This window comes from Microbacterium sp. CCNWLW41 (assembly GCF_037083505.1).
Genome location: NZ_JBAOJP010000010.1, coordinates 149529 through 166242 on the forward strand (window position 1 = coordinate 149529; position 16714 = coordinate 166242).

The 16714-nt window shown below is 72.7% G+C and carries 13 protein-coding genes; 10 read left to right on the forward strand and 3 right to left on the reverse strand.

Going from position 1 to position 16714, the window contains the following annotated elements; all coding sequences use genetic code 11:
• Positions 1-76: 76 nt before the first annotated feature.
• Both V6R91_RS29160 and V6R91_RS29165 read right to left on the reverse strand, forming a co-directional pair.
• Positions 77-1243 (reverse strand): fatty acid desaturase family protein, encoded by a 1167-nt coding sequence (locus V6R91_RS29160; protein WP_336398185.1) that lies wholly within the window; start codon positions 1241-1243, stop codon positions 77-79.
• A 198-nt stretch (positions 1244-1441) separates the two neighbouring features.
• The gene (locus tag V6R91_RS29165; RefSeq protein WP_336398338.1) at positions 1442-1645 is read right to left on the reverse strand and encodes a cold-shock protein; all 204 of its coding nucleotides are present in this window, start codon (positions 1643-1645) and stop codon (positions 1442-1444) included.
• Between the two features lie 581 nt (positions 1646-2226).
• Here V6R91_RS29165 and V6R91_RS29170 point away from each other — a divergent pair.
• Positions 2227-4587, forward strand: a complete 2361-nt coding sequence (locus tag V6R91_RS29170; protein WP_336398186.1) for a glycoside hydrolase family 65 protein — start codon at positions 2227-2229, stop codon at positions 4585-4587.
• Positions 4588-4798: 211 nt separating this feature from the next.
• On the forward strand, positions 4799-7204 hold the full coding sequence (locus V6R91_RS29175) for a beta-galactosidase (RefSeq protein WP_336398187.1): 2406 nt from the start codon (positions 4799-4801) through the stop codon (positions 7202-7204).
• A 77-nt stretch (positions 7205-7281) separates the two neighbouring features.
• On the opposite strand, the gene V6R91_RS29180 is transcribed toward V6R91_RS29175, so the two are convergent.
• A complete protein-coding gene (locus V6R91_RS29180) occupies positions 7282-8298 on the reverse strand; it encodes a LacI family DNA-binding transcriptional regulator (RefSeq protein ID WP_336398188.1) in 1017 nt (338 codons plus the stop codon).
• Positions 8299-8477: 179 nt separating this feature from the next.
• Here V6R91_RS29180 and V6R91_RS29185 point away from each other — a divergent pair, with 179 nt between their 5' ends.
• The 8 genes from V6R91_RS29185 (at position 8478) to V6R91_RS29220 (ending at position 16714) form a co-directional block, all read left to right on the forward strand.
• Entirely contained in the window at positions 8478-9782 is a 1305-nt protein-coding gene (locus V6R91_RS29185; protein WP_336398189.1) for an ABC transporter substrate-binding protein, read from the forward strand.
• Positions 9783-9965: 183 nt separating this feature from the next.
• Positions 9966-11366: a serine/threonine-protein kinase gene (locus V6R91_RS29190; RefSeq protein ID WP_336398190.1), complete on the forward strand. Its 1401-nt coding sequence runs from the start codon at positions 9966-9968 to the stop codon at positions 11364-11366.
• Between the two features lie 51 nt (positions 11367-11417).
• Positions 11418-12095, forward strand: coding sequence for a response regulator transcription factor (locus tag V6R91_RS29195; protein ID WP_336398191.1), 678 nt, complete (start codon positions 11418-11420; stop codon positions 12093-12095).
• Positions 12088-13389: a sensor histidine kinase gene (locus V6R91_RS29200; RefSeq protein ID WP_336398192.1), complete on the forward strand. Its 1302-nt coding sequence runs from the start codon at positions 12088-12090 to the stop codon at positions 13387-13389. Before V6R91_RS29195 ends, V6R91_RS29200 begins: the two co-directional genes overlap by 8 nt.
• A gap of 56 nt (positions 13390-13445) precedes the next feature.
• Positions 13446-14258 (forward strand): hypothetical protein, encoded by an 813-nt coding sequence (locus tag V6R91_RS29205; protein ID WP_336398193.1) that lies wholly within the window; start codon positions 13446-13448, stop codon positions 14256-14258.
• A 155-nt stretch (positions 14259-14413) separates the two neighbouring features.
• Positions 14414-15082: a hypothetical protein gene (locus V6R91_RS29210; RefSeq protein WP_336398194.1), complete on the forward strand. Its 669-nt coding sequence runs from the start codon at positions 14414-14416 to the stop codon at positions 15080-15082.
• Between the two features lie 83 nt (positions 15083-15165).
• On the forward strand, positions 15166-15891 hold the full coding sequence (locus V6R91_RS29215; RefSeq protein WP_336398195.1) for a histidine phosphatase family protein: 726 nt from the start codon (positions 15166-15168) through the stop codon (positions 15889-15891).
• Positions 15875-16714 carry an ADP-dependent NAD(P)H-hydrate dehydratase gene (locus tag V6R91_RS29220; protein WP_336398196.1) on the forward strand — a complete coding sequence of 280 codons (840 nt, stop codon included), beginning with the start codon at positions 15875-15877 and terminating at the stop codon, positions 16712-16714. The genes V6R91_RS29215 and V6R91_RS29220 overlap by 17 nt, the downstream gene beginning before the upstream one ends.

Consider the following 16714-nt stretch of genomic DNA (forward strand, 5'->3'; position numbering starts at 1 on the left):
CAAGCACGGGCATCCGACACCGCACCCCCGCGCAGGGGGTCACGACATCGAGACGCGCCCGTCCGGTGGCGCCGGCTCAGGCCCGGCGGTAGGTGCCGACGACGGGGCAGTCGAACGGGTCGCGGGCGGCGAGCCCGACGCGGTTGAGGTAGTCGATCACGATGCCGTACGAGCGCCACAGCGTCGTCTCGGTGTACGGGACGCCCAGCGTGCGGCAGTGGTCGCGCACGATCTCGCGGGCCTTGGCGAGGTGCGGGCGCGGCATGTTCGGGAACAGGTGGTGCTCGACCTGGTAGTTCAGCCCGCCCATGAGCCACGTCGCCCACCAGCCGCCGGACACGTTGCGCGACGTGCGGACCTGCTTGCTGAAGAAGTCGAGCTTCGCGTCGGGGGCGATGACCGGCATCCCCTTGTGGTTCGGGGCGAACGAGGCGCCCATGTACACGCCGAAGACGGCGAGCTGCACGCCCAGGAACGCGAACGCCATGCCCAGCGGCAGGAAGACGAAGACCGGCGTCCAGACGACGGCGAACCGCGCCGCGAGCATGCCGAGCTCGATCCAGCGGCCCTTGACCTCTCCGCGTCCGACGAGGTGGCGGATGGCGATGAAGTGCAGGTTGAGGCCCTCCAGCGTCAGCAGCGGGAAGAACAGCCAGCCCTGGCGGCGGGTGATCAGGCGACGGATGCCGCGGGCCTGGGCCGCGTCCTCGTCGAGGAAGGAGATCGTGTCGACGTCGATGTCGGGGTCCTTGCCGACCCGATTCGGGTTGGCGTGGTGGCGGGTGTGCTTCGTCGCCCACCACGAGTAGCTCATGCCGACGACCCCGTTGCCGAGGATGCGCGCGAGTCGGTCGTTCGCCGGCCCGGACGCGAGGATCTGCCGGTGCGCGGCCTCGTGGGAGAGGAACGCGACCTGCGTGAAGAGGATGCCGAGCGCTGCGGCGATGAGCAGCTGGTACCAGCTGTCGCCGAGCAGGATGAAGCCGGTGACCGCGCCGCCGAAGGCGAGCGTGATGGCCACGCCGACCATGGCGTAGAACCACGGCGTGCGCCGGAGGAGGCCGCTCTCGCGCACCACCTGCGACACCTCGGTGTAGGCGCGGGCGACGGGCGGGAACTCGGCGGTGCCGGCGTAGGTCTGGCGGATGGGGCCGAGCCGGGACTCGAGGACGGATGTGGAGATGATGACACCGTTTCGATGGGGGACCGCTATGGCCGTCGGAAGCCAAAGGCGGTTGCCCATCGCTGTGCCCAGGCTACGGGGATGCGTATGAGGCGGGGGGAATATGCGCCGACTCACGGGCGATCGTCAGGTCCGCGACGGGCGGGCCGCGGCCGCTCCCCGGCATGCGGAAGCGCCCGCCTCGCTGAAGCGAGACGGGCGCCGGAGTCCGATCCGCCGGTTCGTTCGTGACGAGAGCCCGGCGGCGCGGATGAGGGATCAGAGCGGGCGGATGTTCGCCGCCTGCATGCCCTTGGGGCCCTGCTCGGCGTCGAATTCGACCTTCTGGTCGTCGCGGAGCTCCTTGAACCCATTGCCGGTGATCGCGCTGAAGTGCGCGAAGAGGTCGGCCGAGCCGTCATCGGGTGCGATGAAGCCGTAGCCCTTCTCGGAGTTGAACCATTTCACGGTGCCAGTGGCCATCGTGTCTTTCCTTTTACTTTTCGGGCCGCCGGAGCGACCGGGGGTGCCGCGCCGAAACATTCGGAGCGGACGATGGAGGCGAGCGGGCGGCGATGCCGGCTCGAAGTGGGAGGCCGCGACCGCCGCGCGGGCGGCGTCGACGGCGTCGTGGCGGCCGAGGTGGACGGCTCGGCTGCTGTAGGCGTCCGCGCCGTCCGAGCCGACGTCGACGAAACCGGCGTATTCGCCGGCGAGGGTCGCCACGAAGACGCCGTCGTCGGCTTGGCGCCAGTCGAGCGCAGGCAGGGAGGTGCTGATCATCAGTGGGAATCCGAGCTCACGACGATGCGGAGCTCTGCGGAGAAGAGGGGCGGCGGCGAGCAGATGGCCGCTGCGGGTTGTGCGGTGAGCGTCTGAATCTGCTTCTCCACGTTGAGGCAGAGGGGGAGCGACACTCATTTCCCCGGACAGGGAACGTTCCACGGTAGCACATCCGCCGGAGGGCCGCTTCCGGCGGCGATGCGACGCGGCGGCCGATAGCCCGGCCGCGTCGCGAACGCAAGGGCTTCGCACCCTGTCGGCCGCAATCCGAGAATGGCGGCATGCGCCACAGCTCCCGCTTCGACGTGTCCGCCTGGGGCATCGGCTGGACGGGATGGGACCCCGAGCGCCAGGCGCGACGGGAGTCGGTGTTCTCGCTGTCGAACGGGCACATCGGCTGGCGCGGCACCCTCGACGAGGGCGACCCGTGCGAGGTGTCCGGCGCGTACCTCAACGGGCTCTTCGAGGAGCACCCGATGCCGTACGCGGAGGACGGCTACGGCTACCCCGACGTCGGCGAGAGCCTGATCAACGCGCCGGACGGCAAGGTGATCCGGCTGCTGGTGGGCGACGAGCCCTTCGACATCCGCGAGGGTCGCCTGACGACCCACACCCAGTTCCTGGACTTCCGCGCCGGCACGCTCACGCGCGAGGTGGAGTGGACCTCGCCCGCCGGCCGGTCGGTCCGCGTCCAGTCGACGAGGCTCGTCTCGCTCACCCACCGCGCGGTCGCGGCGATCGACTACCGCGTGACGGCCGTGTCGGGCCCCGTCGAGATCACCGTGCTCTCCGAGATCGTCGCGAACGAGCCGCTGCCGCCGGTCCACCCCGACGATCGGGTGATGGAACCGCTCGAGCGCCCCTTCCAGCCGGTCGACCGCACGGTCTCGGGGACCGGCGCGACGATGCTGCACCGCACCCGCCGCAGCGGCATCCACGTCGCCGTCGTGATGGAGCACGACATCACCGGCGCGGATGCCTCGTGCGACACCGACGCGGACGACGATGTCGCACGCACGACGGTGACCGCGCGGCTGGCGCCGGGCGACGGCATCCGCATCGGGAAGTTCGTGGCGCACGAGTGGTCGGACGCGGTGACGGATGCCGCGCTCCGCGACCGCGCCGAGGCCGCCGTGTCGACCGCCGCCCGGCTCGGCTGGGACGCTCTGGCGACGCAGCAGCGGGCCTGCCTCGACGAGTACTGGGACGCCGCCGACGTGCGGATCGACGGCTCGGCGCGGCTGCAGCAGGCCGCGCGGTTCGCGCAGTTCCAGGTGCTCCAGGCGGCGGCACGCGCCGAGGTGCGCTCGATTCCCGGCAAGGGGCTCACCGGGCCGGGCTACGAGGGGCACACCTTCTGGGACGCCGAGGCCTTCGTCCTCCCCGTGCTCACGTACACGCTCCCCGACGCGGCGGCCGACGCGCTGCGCTGGCGCCGGTCGACCCTCGACCATGCGCGCCATCGCGCGAAGCAGCTGCATCTGGCCGGTGCCGCGTTCCCGTGGCGGACGATCAGCGGCCGCGAGTGCTCGGGGTATTGGCCGGCCGGCACCGTCGCGTTCCACATCAACGCCGACATCGCCGCGGCGGTGATCCGGCACGTCCGGGCGACGGGCGACGTCGACTTCGAAGGCGAGGTCGGGGTGGAGATCCTCGTCGAGACCGCGCGCCTGTGGGTCTCGCTCGGCCGGTGGGACGACGCCGGCGTCTTCCACATCGACGGGATCACCGGCCCCGACGAGTACTCGGCGCTGGTCGACGACAACACGTTCACGAATCTCGCCGCGCAGAGCAACCTGCGGGGCGCGGCCGAGGCGGCGCGGCGGCATCCCGGCGAAGCACGGCGCCTGCGGGTGACCGATGAGGAGATCGGCGCGTGGGAGGTGACCGCCGACGCGATGGCCGTGCCGTTCGACGCGCAGCGGAACGTGCACGAGCAGTCCGCCGGCTTCACCCGCCGCGAGCGCTGGGACTTCGAAGCCACGTCGAAAGACCAGTACCCGCTGCAGGACCACTTCCCCTACTTCGACCTCTACCGCAAGCAGGTGCTCAAGCAGGCCGACCTGGTGCTGGCGCTGCAGTTCCACCACGAGTGCTTCACCGAGGACGAGACGGCGCGCGCCTTCGCGTACTACGAGGAGCTCACGGTGCGCGACTCGTCGCTGTCGTCGGCGACGCAGTCGGTGGTGGCGGCGTGGGTGGGGCACCTGGGACTGGCGATCGACTACCTCACCGAGGCGGCGACGATCGACCTCGACGATCTGCGCGACGACATCGACGACGGGCTGCACGTCGCTGCGCTGGCGGGGGTCTGGACGGCGGTGGTCTCGGGCCTGGGCGGCATGAAGGACGGGCCCGACGGGCTCGCGTTCTCGCCCCGGCTGGCGGAGCCGATCACCGGTCTCGGCTTCGGGATCCGCGTCGCGGGCGCGGTGCTGCGCGTGGACGTCGAGGCCGGCGCCGCGACGTATACCCTGACCGCGACGGAGCAGCCGCTGCGCCTGCGTCACTTCGGCGAGGAGGTGGAGGTGCGGCCGGGCGCGCCGCTCACGCTCCCCACGCCGCCGCTCGCGCACCCCGGTCCCGCGCCGACGCAGCCGCGCGGGCGCTCGCCGCGGGAGGTCCTGGAATCCGGCGCCTGAGCCTCGCACCGGCACGATCTCACGGCACTCCGATCCGCCGTCTCCACCCTGCGCGGCCGCGCACCCGCGGCACACTGTCTGGAAGGCATCGCTGGCCGACCTGCGCCGCAGCCAGTGGCACCAGCATCCGCAGCCCTGATCGCGCGGTTCGTCCAGGGTCTCCGTCGGATCGTCATGGGGCCGGGCTCGGGCATCCGCGTAGGTTCGATGGGTGCCCACTCCGTTCGACGGCGTCCCGCCGCAGCAGTCCACCGCCGACGCCGAGACCGCGACGGGGCCGCGTCCCGGCCCGCACCGCATCCGAGTGACGGATCCGGCACCCGTCACGCCGGCGCCGCTCGACATGGGCGACGACGCGACCGCCGCCCGCGGCATCCGGCTGACCAGTCGTTTCGTCACGCGCGACGGACGGCCGTGGATCCCGGTCATGGGGGAGTACCACTTCAGCCGTGACCGTCCCGAGCGCTGGGAGCGGGAGCTGCGCAAGATGAAGGCGGGGGGCATCGACGTCGTCGCGACGTATCTGCTCTGGATCGTCCACGAGGAGATCGAGGGCGCGCTCCGATGGGACGGGCCCTGCGACATCCGACGGTTCGTCGAGCTCGCCGACGCCGTGGGGCTGACGGTGATGCTGCGGATCGGCCCGTGGGCGCACGGCGAGGCGCGCAACGGCGGGTTCCCCGACTGGCTGCAGGCGCTGCCCCTCGCGCACCGCTCGAACGACCCGTCCTACCTCGAGCACGTTCGCCGCTGGTACGCGGCGATCGAGGAGCAGGTGCGCGGGCTGTTCCGCACACCGGAGCATCCGGACCGCCCGATCGTCGGCATCCAGGTCGACAACGAGCTCTACGACGACGGCCCCCATCTGGCGACGCTGCGGGACATCGCGGAGGACGTCGGCATGCGCGCGAGCCTGTGGACGGCGACCGGGTGGGGCGGGGCGCAGCTCCCGCGCGGACGCGTGCTCCCGGTCTATGCCGGCTACTCCGACGGGTTCTGGGAGGAGTCCGACACCGGCTGGCCGGCGTTCGGCGTCATGCACTTCACGTACAGCACGGTGCGCGACGACCTCACGGTCGGCGCCGATCTGCGCGACGCCCCCGCCGACGCACGCCCCGGTGCGTCGCTCGGCGGGGACGACCCCTGGCCGTTCGTCACGTGCGAGCTCGGCGGCGGCATGACGGTGGCGTACCACCGACGCCCCCTCGTGGATCCGGACGACGTCGCGGCGCTGGCCCTCACCAAGGTCGGAAGCGGCTCGGCGTGGCAGGGCTACTACATGTTCCACGGCGGCACGCAGGTGCAGGGCGAGCTCTCGTCGACGCAGGAGTCGCAGGCGACCGACTATCCCAACGACGTGCCTGTGCGCGACTACGACTTCTTCGCGCCGCTGGGGACGGTCGGCTCGCAGCGTCCGCACTTCCACAAACTGCGTCAGCAGCACCTGATGCTGAGCGCGTTCGCGACCGAGCTCGCGTCGGCACCGGCCGTCATCCCGGTGCAGCGCGACGGCGCGCCACGCTGGGCCGTCCGCGGCGACGGGCGTCGCGGGTTCCTGTTCGCGAACAACCACCAGCCGGCGATCGCGGCCCTGCCTCCGGTCGCCCACGTGCAGTTCGAGGTCGCCTTCGACGATCGCGCCGTCACGGTGCCGTCGCAGCCGGTGACGCTGCCGACCGGCGCGTACGTCGCCTGGCCGCTGCGTCAGCGGTACTGCGGGATCCCGGCGCTGACCGCGACCGCCCAGCCCATCACCCGCTTCGAGACCGCAGTCGGCACGGTCGTGCTCTTCGCCGCCGCCGACGGCATCGACCTCGAGCTGCAGTTCGAGGGCGTCGACCCCTCGCACATCCGCGGTGCGCGGGTGCGGGTGGACGACGGCATCGTCCATGCGACTCCGGATGCCGCGCCCGGCGTCGGCTGCGAGGTGATCGTCGGCGACACCACGCTCGTGTTCCTCGACCGCGAGACCGCCGAGTCGGTGTGGCGCGGGGTGATCGACGGGCGCGACACGATCGTGCTGTGGCCAGGGAGCGGCTGGTTCGAGGACGGCTTCCGCGCCGTGCGCGGCGCGGCGGTTGCTGTCGTCCACGCGGTGCCGCCGCTGCGCGACGCGCCGCCCGCCGAGGTGGCGGCCGAGGGCACCGTCTTCACCCGGTACGCCCTGCCAGGCGGTGCGCACCCGATCCGGCTCGACGTGCCGGGCTTCGCCGCCGCCCCGGTCGCCCCCGTGCGACGCGGCGGCCCGGCCGGTCGCCTCTCGGCGCCGACCGACCAGGACTTCGAGCATTCCGCCGTCGTCGACGTGTCGCTGCCGGCGGAGGCGTGGGACGCCGAGCAGTCGATCCTCGAGCTGGAGTGGACCGGTGACGTCGTCCGCGCCTACGTGGGGGAAGAGCTGATCGCCGACCAGTTCTGGTCTGGCCGTTCGTGGGAGATCGATCTGACGCCGTACCGGTCGCGGCTGACCTCGGCGCCGCTGACGCTGCGGGCGTTCGCCTGGTCGCCGACGTCGGGCGTCTACGTCGATCCGCGGGTGCGTCCGACCGGCGACGTGCCCGTGCTCGAGATCCGCTCGGCGGTCGTCCGGCGGGTGCGCACCGAGACGCTCCGCTGAGGACCGGCGCGCGCGCTCAGCGCGTGCGCGGAGCGCGACGGGTCCGCCGCGCGGACGCCGGGCACCCGCCGAACCCCTCAGCCCGCGGTCGGCGCAGGTCCCGTCGACTCGCGCCAGACGACGCGGGCGATCGGGTCGTCGGCGATCCGCGGCTCCTCGCCGCGGAGCCGGGCGATGAGCCGCGCCATGGCGTTCTCGCCGATGCGCTCGTGGTTGACGTCGACGGTGGTCAGCGACGGGACGAGCACGGCGCTGCCGGGGGTGTCGTCCCAGCCGGTCACGCTGACGTCGCCCGGAACGCTCCAGCCGCGCTGGTGAGCACCGCGGAGCACCCCCATCGCCACGAGGTCGTTGGCGGCGATGATGGCGGTCGGCTCCTCGCCCGCGCGGATGGACTCCACCGCGGCGATCCCCGATTCGCCCGACCAGTCGCCGTCGAACACGCCGGCGGACTGCAGCCCCAGGCGGTCGAGCGTCGCGGTGAACGTCGCGGCGCGCGCACGGGCCGACGCGAACAGCGTCGACCCGGCAACATGGAGGAAGCGGCGGTGGCCGAGTCCGGCGAGGTGCTCGATGATCTCCTCCAGGGGGGAGGCGTCGACGAGCTCGCCCATGCCGCGCATCTCGTCGTCGAACGCCGCTGCCACGACGAGCACCGCGTCGGCCGGGAGATCGCGCGTGGGCAGGTCGACCGTCGACAGCGCCAGGATGCCGTCGACCTGGCGTGAGTCCGCCAGCTCGAGCACGCGCTCCGCGCGCGCCGCGGCCCCGCCCTCGGGGCTGATGACCTCGACCTGGTAGCCGGCCTCATGCGCGGCGTGCGTCGCCCCCGCGAGCATGCGCGTGGGGTTGTAGGCGAGCGCCGGCATCACCACGGCGACGCGACCCGTCACGCGCGTGCGCATCGAACGGGCCGCGAGGTTCGGCCGGTAGTGCAGCTGCGCGATCGCCTCGGCGACGCTGTCGCGCGTGCGGGGTTTGAGTCCCTCGCCGCCGAAGCGGAGATACCGCGACACGGTCTGGTGCGAGACGCCCGCGAGGCGGGCGACCTCCATGATCGTCGGACGCCGCGACCCGGTCGGCTGGGTGGTCATCGGCGTCTCCCTCCGCGCTGTCGTCCGTCGCGCTGCGTCTCACGGTACGCCACCGCGCGCGAGTGAACGATCATGGCCGACGTCCGGCATGCGGGCTGAGGCCTCCTTGACAGCAAAGGTGATCGTTCACTACGGTGGCGGCACCACCAATAGTGAACGAACACTTTCTTGAGAGGACGATGATGTTCCGCAGTAGGAGACTGGCGGCCGGGATCGCGCTGACCGCGTCGCTCGGCCTGCTCGCCGGGTGTGCAAGCGATGCCCCCGAGGGTGCCGGCACGCCGGACCCGGATCAGGAGGTCACCCTCGACTTCGCGTTCTGGGGGAACGACGTCCGTGCCGAGATGTACGACGAGGCGATCGCCGCCTTCAACGAGGAGCACCCGAACATCACGGTGAACTCGACGTTCCTCGCCTGGGACGAGTACTGGGAGAAGCGGCAGACCGAGGCCGCCGGGCGCGATCTTCCCGACGTGTTCCAGATGGACATGACGTACGTCCGTCAGTACTCCGAGAACGGGCTGCTCCTGGACCTCACCCCGTACCTCGGCGGGGTCATCGCGACCGACGGGTACGAGCAGAACGTGCTCGACATCGCGAAGGTCGGCGACGCGACGGCCGGCATGCCGATCTCGACCAACGCGCTCGGCATGTTCCAGAACCCGATGCTCGCCGACGAGGTCGGGGCGGAGCTGTTCACCGGCGGCGACTGGGACGACTACGACCAGTGGCTCTCGGACGTGCGCGATGCGGCGAACGAGGCGGGCGTCCAGGCGTGGGGTGGGAGCAATCCCACCGGCTTCATCCAGACGTTCGAGCTCGCGCTGCGCTCGGAGGGCAAGTCCGTCTTCACCGAGGACGGCGAGGTCGGGTTCACGAAGGAGGAGCTCGCCGACTTCTGGAACCGCGGCGTCACGCTGCGCGACGACGACGTCGTCACGCCGCAGCAGCGGCTCGAGGAGCTGTCGCCGATGTCGGGCTTCGACGCGGCCGAGCAGCTCTCCGAGATCACGTGGGACAACTTCGGTGCGGGCTACCTCGCCAACCTCGGCGAGCCGTACACCGAGCTCGAGCTCGTGGCGCCTCCCGTCACCGACGAGGGGGCGAAGGATCTGTACATGAAAGCCGGCATGCTGATGTCGGCGGCGCAGACGACCGACCACCCCGAGGCGGCGGCCGCGTTCATCGATTTCATGGTCAACAGCCCCGAGGCGGGGGCGATCTTCGGCACGAACCGCGGCATGCCGGCATCCGAGACGCAGCGGGACGGCATCGAGCTCGATGCGATCGCCCAGCAGATCCTCGACTACGAGGCCTCCATCGCCGACAGGCTCGGCGACCCGCCGCCCGTGCCCATCGTCGGCTACGGGTCGGTCGAGGCGAAGTTCAAGGCGCTGGGTCAGGAGCTCGGCTTCGGGACCATCACGGTGGATGCCGCAGTCGATCAGCTCTTCGCCGAGATCGAGGTGATCGTCGGGCAGTGACCCGGCCCTGCCGGCGCGGCTCTTGCGGTGGGCCGCGCCGGCAGCTGTTCTCCGCGGCCGGTCACCGACTCTCCTGGGGCCGGACCGCCTGAGCGCCGCGTGGTCAAGAGGCGGCGCGATCGCCGCGCGCCGACTAGCGTCGACAGTGCCCCGGCGCGACTGCGCCCCGGACAGGGAGAGCGGATGACACCTGCGAAGGCCGACGAGACCGCTGCGCTGCTGGACGGTCGCTATCGACTGGACGAGTGCGTCGGCGAAGGCGGCATGGCGCGCGTCTACCGCGCCGAGGACGTGATGCTCGGGCGTACCGTCGCGATCAAGATCATGCGGCCCGGTGTCGACGGCTCCTCCTCCGAGCGCGCCCACAGCGAGATGACGGTCCTCGCCTCGCTCAACCACCCGTCGCTCGTCACGCTCTACGACGCCCGCCTGGTCCCCGGCCGGCCCGAGTACCTGGCCATGGAGTTCGTGGCCGGTCCGACGCTCGCGGCACGACTCGCGGCGGGCGCCCTGCCCCCCGACATCGTGGCGCATCTGGCGACCGAGCTGGCGGAGGCGCTGCACGTCGTGCACAAGGCCGGCGTCGTGCACCGCGACATCAAGCCCTCCAACGTGCTGCTGAGCCCGCCCCAGATCCCCGGCGCCCGCCCGCGCGCGAAGCTCGCGGACTTCGGCATCGCGTACCTCCTCGATACCTCGCGACTCACGTCGCCCGGCCTGGTCATCGGCACCGTCGCCTACCTCGCACCCGAGCAGCTCCGCGGCGGCGATCCGGCCCCCGCCTCCGACATCTACTCGCTCGGCCTCGTGCTGCTGGAGGCGCTCACCGGCGACCGCGCCCACCCGCACGGCGGCGGCATGGCTGCGGCGCTGGCGCGTCTGGAGAACCCGCCCGTCGTGCCCGCCTCGCTGGGCCCGGGGTGGACGCAGCTGCTCACGCGCATGCTCGGCACCGAGCCGGGCGCGCGCCCGACGGCTGCCGAGGTCGCGGCGGCCGCCCGCGGACTGACGGAGCGGATGCCGACGGCCGGGGCCGCCGTGGATCCGACCGACGCGACCGCTGCGACTGTTCCGTTGACCGGACCGACGCTCGTCGCGCCGCTCGCGGGCATCGCGGGTGCGGGAGCGGGTGCCGCTGCTGCCGGTCCGGCCGGTCCCGCCTCGACCCCCGGCTCCGCTGCGGCAGCGGACCCGGCGCGCTCGAACGACGTCGGTCGGACCCGTCGGCGCCCGCGTCCCGTCGCCCTCATCGGGGCGGGGCTCGGTGCTGCCCTGGTCGGGCTCGCGGCCGTGCTCGGCATCTCGGCCCTGAACGCCCCCAGTCCCTCGCCCGAGCCGGCGCTGACCGTCCCCGCCGACCCCGCACCCTCCGAGCCGCCGGCCGACGACTCCGGCAACGACGTCGTCGTCGACCCCGGCATGACCGACGAGGAGCGCAAGGCGGCCGAGCAGGCCCAGAAGAGAGCCGAAGAGGCCCAGAAGAAGGCCGAGCAGGAGCAGAAGAAGCTCGAAGAGGAGCAGCGCAAGCAGGCCGAGGAAGAGCAGAAGCGGCTCGAGGACCAGGGCGACGACGGCGACGACTGAGCGGCGCGCGCTTCAGGCGGGATTCAGCCGCCGAGCGCCAGACTGGAGCGGATGCGGATTCTGGTGGTGGATGACGAGGTGCGCCTGGCCGACGGCATCCGTCGCGGATTGGAAGCCGAAGGCTTCGGCGTGGATGTCGCTCACAACGGCGTGGACGGACTGTGGCGAGCCCGCGAGACCGCGTACGACGCGATCGTGCTCGACCTCATGATGCCGGGCATGAGCGGCTGGCGGGTCTGCGAGGCGCTGCGCGCGGAGGAGAACTGGACGCCCGTGCTGATGCTCACCGCGAAGGACGGCGAGTGGGACCAGGTCGAGGCGCTCGAGACGGGCGCCGATGACTACGTCACCAAGCCCTTCTCGTTCGCCGTGCTCGTCGCGCGGCTGCGTGCACTCATCCGCCGTGGCGGGGTCGAGCGGCCGACAGTGCTCGAGGCGGGCGACCTGCGACTCGATCCGGGAGCCCGCCGGGCGTGGCGCGGGGACGCCGAGATCGACCTCACGTCGCGGGAGTTCTCGGTGCTCGAGCACCTCATGCGCCACCGCGGGCAGGTGCTCTCCAAGCGCGACCTCATCGCCGGCGTGTGGAACGACGACTTCGAGGGCGACCCCAACATCGTCGAGGTGTACGTCGGGCACCTGCGGCGCAAGGTCGACCGGCCGTTCGGTCGCGCGGCGATCGAGACCGTCCGCGGCGCGGGGTACCGTCTGGCGGCCGACGGTGGCTGAGCGACGCCGCCGGTCGCTGCGGACCCGCATCTCCGCGGCCGCGACGCTGGTCGTCGCCGCCGCGCTCGTGGCCGGGGCGCTGGCGTTCTACGGCATCCTCTCCTCCAGCATCCGCGATGCCGCCGTCCGCGGCGCCGAGGCGCGCGCCGAGCAGCTGGCCGCGCGGGTCGACACGGAAGGGCTCTCGGCGGTGACCGAGCTGGAGGACGACATCGTGCAGGTCCTCGACGACGACGGCCGCGTCGTGGCGGCGTCGGAGGAGGCCGACGGCGGCGACCTGCCCGACGGCGAGGGCGCGAGCGTCGCCACGTTCGATGGCGAGCCGATGCTCGTCGTGCGGGAGGACCTCGACGACGGCGCCCTCCTGCTCGCCGTCTCGATCGAGGACGACCAGGGCACGCTCGCGACGGTGGCGCTGCTGCTCGCGGTCGCCGTCGCAGGCGTCACGGGGCTGGTCGCGGCGATCACGTGGTGGGTGGTCGGGCGCGCCCTCCGCCCGGTCGCGCGCATCCGCGCGGAGGTCGACGACATCACCGCCGACCGCCTCGACCGCCGTGTCGCGGTGCCGGCCTCGGGTGATGAGATCGCCGCGCTCGCCGGCACGATGAACCGCATGCTGGACCGGTTGGATGCCGCGGCCACCGCGCAGCGGCGGTTCGTGTCGGATGCCTCGCACGAGCTGCGCTCCCCGCTCGCGACGATCCGCCAGCACGCCGAGCTGGCCCAGCTGCATCCGGACGCGACCTCCGTCGACGACCTCGCCGGGGTGGTCCACGACGAGGGGCTGCGCATGCAGGAGCTCGTGGATGCGCTGCTGCTGCTGACGCGGCTCGACGAGCAGGCGGCGCTCCGCGAGGACCTGGTCGACCTCGACGACCTCGCGCTCGCCGAGGTGCGGCGGCTGCGCGCGGGCGGCGCCACCGTGGACGGGTCGGGCATCCGCGCGGCGCGGGTGCGCGGCGACGCCAGGCTGCTGGGGCAGCTGGTGCGGAACCTCGCCGACAACGCCGCCCGCCACGCACGATCCGCGGTTGCTATCGGGGTGACAGGGCGTGGCGCGGAGGTGGTGCTGACCGTCGACGACGACGGCGCCGGTGTGCCGCCCGACGAGCGCGATCGCATCTTCGAGCGCTTCGTGCGGCTCGACGAGGCGCGCGCCCGCGACGCGGGCGGCAGCGGCCTGGGGCTCGCGATCGTCCGCGCGATCGCGGAGGTCGAAGGCGGCGGCGTGCGCGTCGAGGACTCGCCGCTCGGCGGGGCGCGGTTCTCGGTCGTGCTGCCCGCCGCATCCTGAAGACGCCTTCAGGACGCTTCAGGCGTGCTTCAGCGGCCGGCCTGCACCATCGAATCATGGACGACAAGAACAGCACCCCCGAGACTTCCCCCTCCACGCCCCAGCCCGTCGACGCCGGCCGGGAAGAGGCCGCCCAGGCAGACGCCGCCCGGACCGACGCGACCACGGCCACGGTGACGCCGACTCCCGCTCCCGCAGCCCCGAAGCGCCGCCGCACCCGCGGCCTGCTGATCGCCGGCGGGGCGGTGCTCACCGCCGCGATCCTCGCCGGCGGCGGCATCGCCATCGGCTCGGCGATCGCCGACGAGGCCGACGACGCCGGCGACGCCATCGCCTCGGCGGTGTCGGACGACGGCGCCGATGACGCGACCGACGACGGCTCCGCCGACGACGGCTCTGCCGACGACGACGCGTCCGACGACCGCGCGTCCGGCGACCTGTCGAACCTCGGCACCGACTCCGCCGACGACCTCGTCGCCATGGTCGAGGCCGCGTCCGGCGCCGGCGAGGGCGAGCCGGTGTCGATCGACCTGAAGCGCGACGGCGGCGCCGAGGTGTCGCTCGAGACCGAGGACGGCACCGAGACCGAGGTGCGGGTCGACGCCGCCGGGGAGACATCCGTCACCTCCACCGAGGAAGCCGACGCGGACGACACCGCGCCCCAGAACGTGCTCGACGCCGACGCGATCGCGGCGATCGTCGACGCGGCGCTCGCCGAGGCCGACGGGCGCATCGTCGAGATCGAGGCCGACGACGACAGCACCTCGCCGTGGGACGTCACGGTGCTCACGGCGGGCGGCGAGTTCATCGAGATCGACCTCGACGCGGAGTTCGCCGTCGTGGCGACCGGCGCGGACAGCGACGACTGAGCGCAGCGGGCGGCGGTCACCCGGATCGGGTGGCCGCCGCGTCGCGTCGTGACCGGTCCGGAGGCATCCGAATCGGTCCGAGCTCCGAATCACCCGCGACAGCCTTTCCGCTGTCGCGGGCGCGGCCGACGCCGCGAGACGAAGGAGTCCATCCCATGAGAATCTCAAGAGCCGTCGCGGCCGCCGCGGCGGGAGTGGCCCTGGTCCTGGGGACCGCAGGAGCGGCATCCGCTGCTCACGACGACAACCCGTCGGCGACCGTGGCCAGTTACAGCTACGACCTCGAGTCGATCCAGCCGGCCGACGTGCCCGGCGGCCAGGCCAGCGGGACCACACGGGTCAAGGCGCTGCCCAACGGCAAACTGCAGGTGACGGTGGAGGCGTGGGGCCTCTCGCCGAACCTGCCCCACGCGATGCATCTCCACGGCGTGCCGGGGAATGCCGCGGACCTCGGCTGCCCGGGTCCCGATGCGGCCGGCCCGGACGGAGTGGTGACGGTGGTCGACGGCGTGCCGTTCTACGGCGGCATCCTCACCTCGCTCACCTCGACCGGAGACGTCTCGCCCAGCAGCGCCCTCGCGCTGGATCGGTTCGCGGTCGCCGACGCCAGCGGATACCTCTTCTACCAGCGCACGCTCACGAGCGTCCCGGGGTACGCGGACGCCGGGATGGTGCAGGTCATCGTGCACGGCATCGACTTCGACGGCAACGGCCAGTACGCGTTCAACCCGGACGACCCGTTCGCCAGCCGCTCGTCGTCGCTGGGTGCGGCCATCCCGCTCGAGGCGACGGTTCCGGTGCTGTGCGGGGGCATCGCAAACTGACGTCGGACGGCGGTCGTCTGCCCGGTGCGGGCACCTCGTGTCAACGGGGTGCCCGCGCCGGGCGTTCTGCCTAGCCTGAGGTGATGGCGGTCAGAGAGCTGTGGTTGGTGCGGCACGGGGAGAGCATCGGCAACGTCGCGGCGACGAGAGCCGAGATCGACGGGCTCGAGGTCATCCCCCTCGACGAGCGCGACGCCGACGTCCCGCTGTCCGATACGGGTCGCGAGCAGGCGACGGCGCTCGGCGCATGGCTGCACGACCGGCGGGCGACGATCGACGCCTTCTGGGCATCGCCGTATCTGCGGGCTCGTGAGACGCTCGCACTCGCCCTCGACGCGTCCGGCGCGGACGCCGCGGTGGTGGTGGACGAGCGGTTGCGCGACCGCGAGCTCGGCATCCTGGATCTGCTCACCCGGACCGGTGTCGCGCGCCGCCACCCCGACGAGATGGCCCGGCGCAGGCACCTCGGCAAGTTCTACCACCGCCCGCCCGGCGGGGAGTCATGGGCCGACGTCGCGCTGCGGCTGCGCTCGTTCCTGCGTGAGGCGCTCGACGGTCCGGGCGAGAGCGTGCTGATGGTGGCCCACGACGCGGTGGTGATGCTCGTGCTGTACGTGCTGCTGCCCCTCCGCGAGGACGAGCTGCTGGCGTTCGCCGAAGACCACACCGTGCTCAACGGGTCGGTCACCCACCTGGTTCGCGGCGACCGCGGCTGGGAGCTCGTCGACTTCTCCGACGTCGCGCACCTGCGGCGAGAGGGCGCCGACGTCACCGCGCACCCGGGGAGCCCCGATGTCGAGCCGGCCTGAGCGCGTCACCGAGTCGCTGCTGCGCGGCTGGGGCCTGCCCGATCCCGGGGACTCGAAGAAGTCGCGCGGAGACGTCGTGGTGGTCGGCGGCTCGAGAACGTCGCCCGGTGCGGTGCTGCTGGCGGGCGAGGCCGCGCTCCGCGTCGGCGCCGGACGCGTCGCGCTCGCCGTGCCCCAGTCCATCGACGCCCACGTCGGCATCGCGCTGCCCGAAGCCGGCATCCTCGCGCTCCCCGATGATGCCGAGACGCCCCTCGGCGGCGCGCTGCGGGAGCAGCTCGAGTCGGCGGATGCCGTGCTCGTCGGTCCCGGATTCTCCGACGCCGACGAGACCCGGGCCACGCTGCTCGCCGTCGCGAACGTGGGCCCCGAGGTGCTCGTGCTCGACGCGTTCGCCCTCGGTGTGCTCGGCGATGTGGACCGCGGCGCCCTGCCGGCGCGGCTCGTGCTGAACCCGAACAAGGAGGAGGCCGGGATCCTGCTGGGGCGCGACCTCGACGACCACGTGGACGACGTGCGCGAGATCGCACGCCGCTTCGACGCGGTGGTGAACTGCTACGGCGTGGTCGCGGACCCGTCCGGCCGCGCCTGGCGCGTCGACGAGGGCGACGCCGGGCTGGGCACATCGGGGAGTGGGGACGTGCTCGCCGGCGCGATCGCCGGGTTCGCCGCGCGCGGGCTCGAGCCGTCGCGGGCCGCGGTCTGGGCAGCGTGGACGCACGGCCGCGCGGGGCGGCTGCTGGGCGCGCGCCTCGGACTCGGCTTCCTCGCGGGGGAGTTGGCGCGGGAGCTCCCCGTCGCGATGCGGGACGTCGGGGTCTGA

What these genes read in the sequence shown, in the direction of transcription:
- V6R91_RS29165 (WP_336398338.1), bottom strand. Translation starts at nt 1,645, where the DNA reads ATGGCCACTGGCACCGTGAAATGGTTCAACTCCGAGAAGGGCTACGGC.
- V6R91_RS29160 (WP_336398185.1), bottom strand. Translation starts at nt 1,243, where the DNA reads ATGGGCAACCGCCTTTGGCTTCCGACGGCCATAGCGGTCCCCCATCGA.
- V6R91_RS29210 (WP_336398194.1), top strand. Translation starts at nt 14,414, where the DNA reads ATGAGAATCTCAAGAGCCGTCGCGGCCGCCGCGGCGGGAGTGGCCCTG.
- V6R91_RS29205 (WP_336398193.1), top strand. Translation starts at nt 13,446, where the DNA reads ATGGACGACAAGAACAGCACCCCCGAGACTTCCCCCTCCACGCCCCAG.
- V6R91_RS29220 (WP_336398196.1), top strand. Translation starts at nt 15,875, where the DNA reads ATGTCGAGCCGGCCTGAGCGCGTCACCGAGTCGCTGCTGCGCGGCTGG.
- V6R91_RS29170 (WP_336398186.1), top strand. Translation starts at nt 2,227, where the DNA reads ATGCGCCACAGCTCCCGCTTCGACGTGTCCGCCTGGGGCATCGGCTGG.
- V6R91_RS29195 (WP_336398191.1), top strand. Translation starts at nt 11,418, where the DNA reads ATGCGGATTCTGGTGGTGGATGACGAGGTGCGCCTGGCCGACGGCATC.
- V6R91_RS29190 (WP_336398190.1), top strand. Translation starts at nt 9,966, where the DNA reads ATGACACCTGCGAAGGCCGACGAGACCGCTGCGCTGCTGGACGGTCGC.
- V6R91_RS29215 (WP_336398195.1), top strand. Translation starts at nt 15,166, where the DNA reads ATGGCGGTCAGAGAGCTGTGGTTGGTGCGGCACGGGGAGAGCATCGGC.
- V6R91_RS29185 (WP_336398189.1), top strand. Translation starts at nt 8,478, where the DNA reads ATGATGTTCCGCAGTAGGAGACTGGCGGCCGGGATCGCGCTGACCGCG.
- V6R91_RS29180 (WP_336398188.1), bottom strand. Translation starts at nt 8,298, where the DNA reads ATGACCACCCAGCCGACCGGGTCGCGGCGTCCGACGATCATGGAGGTC.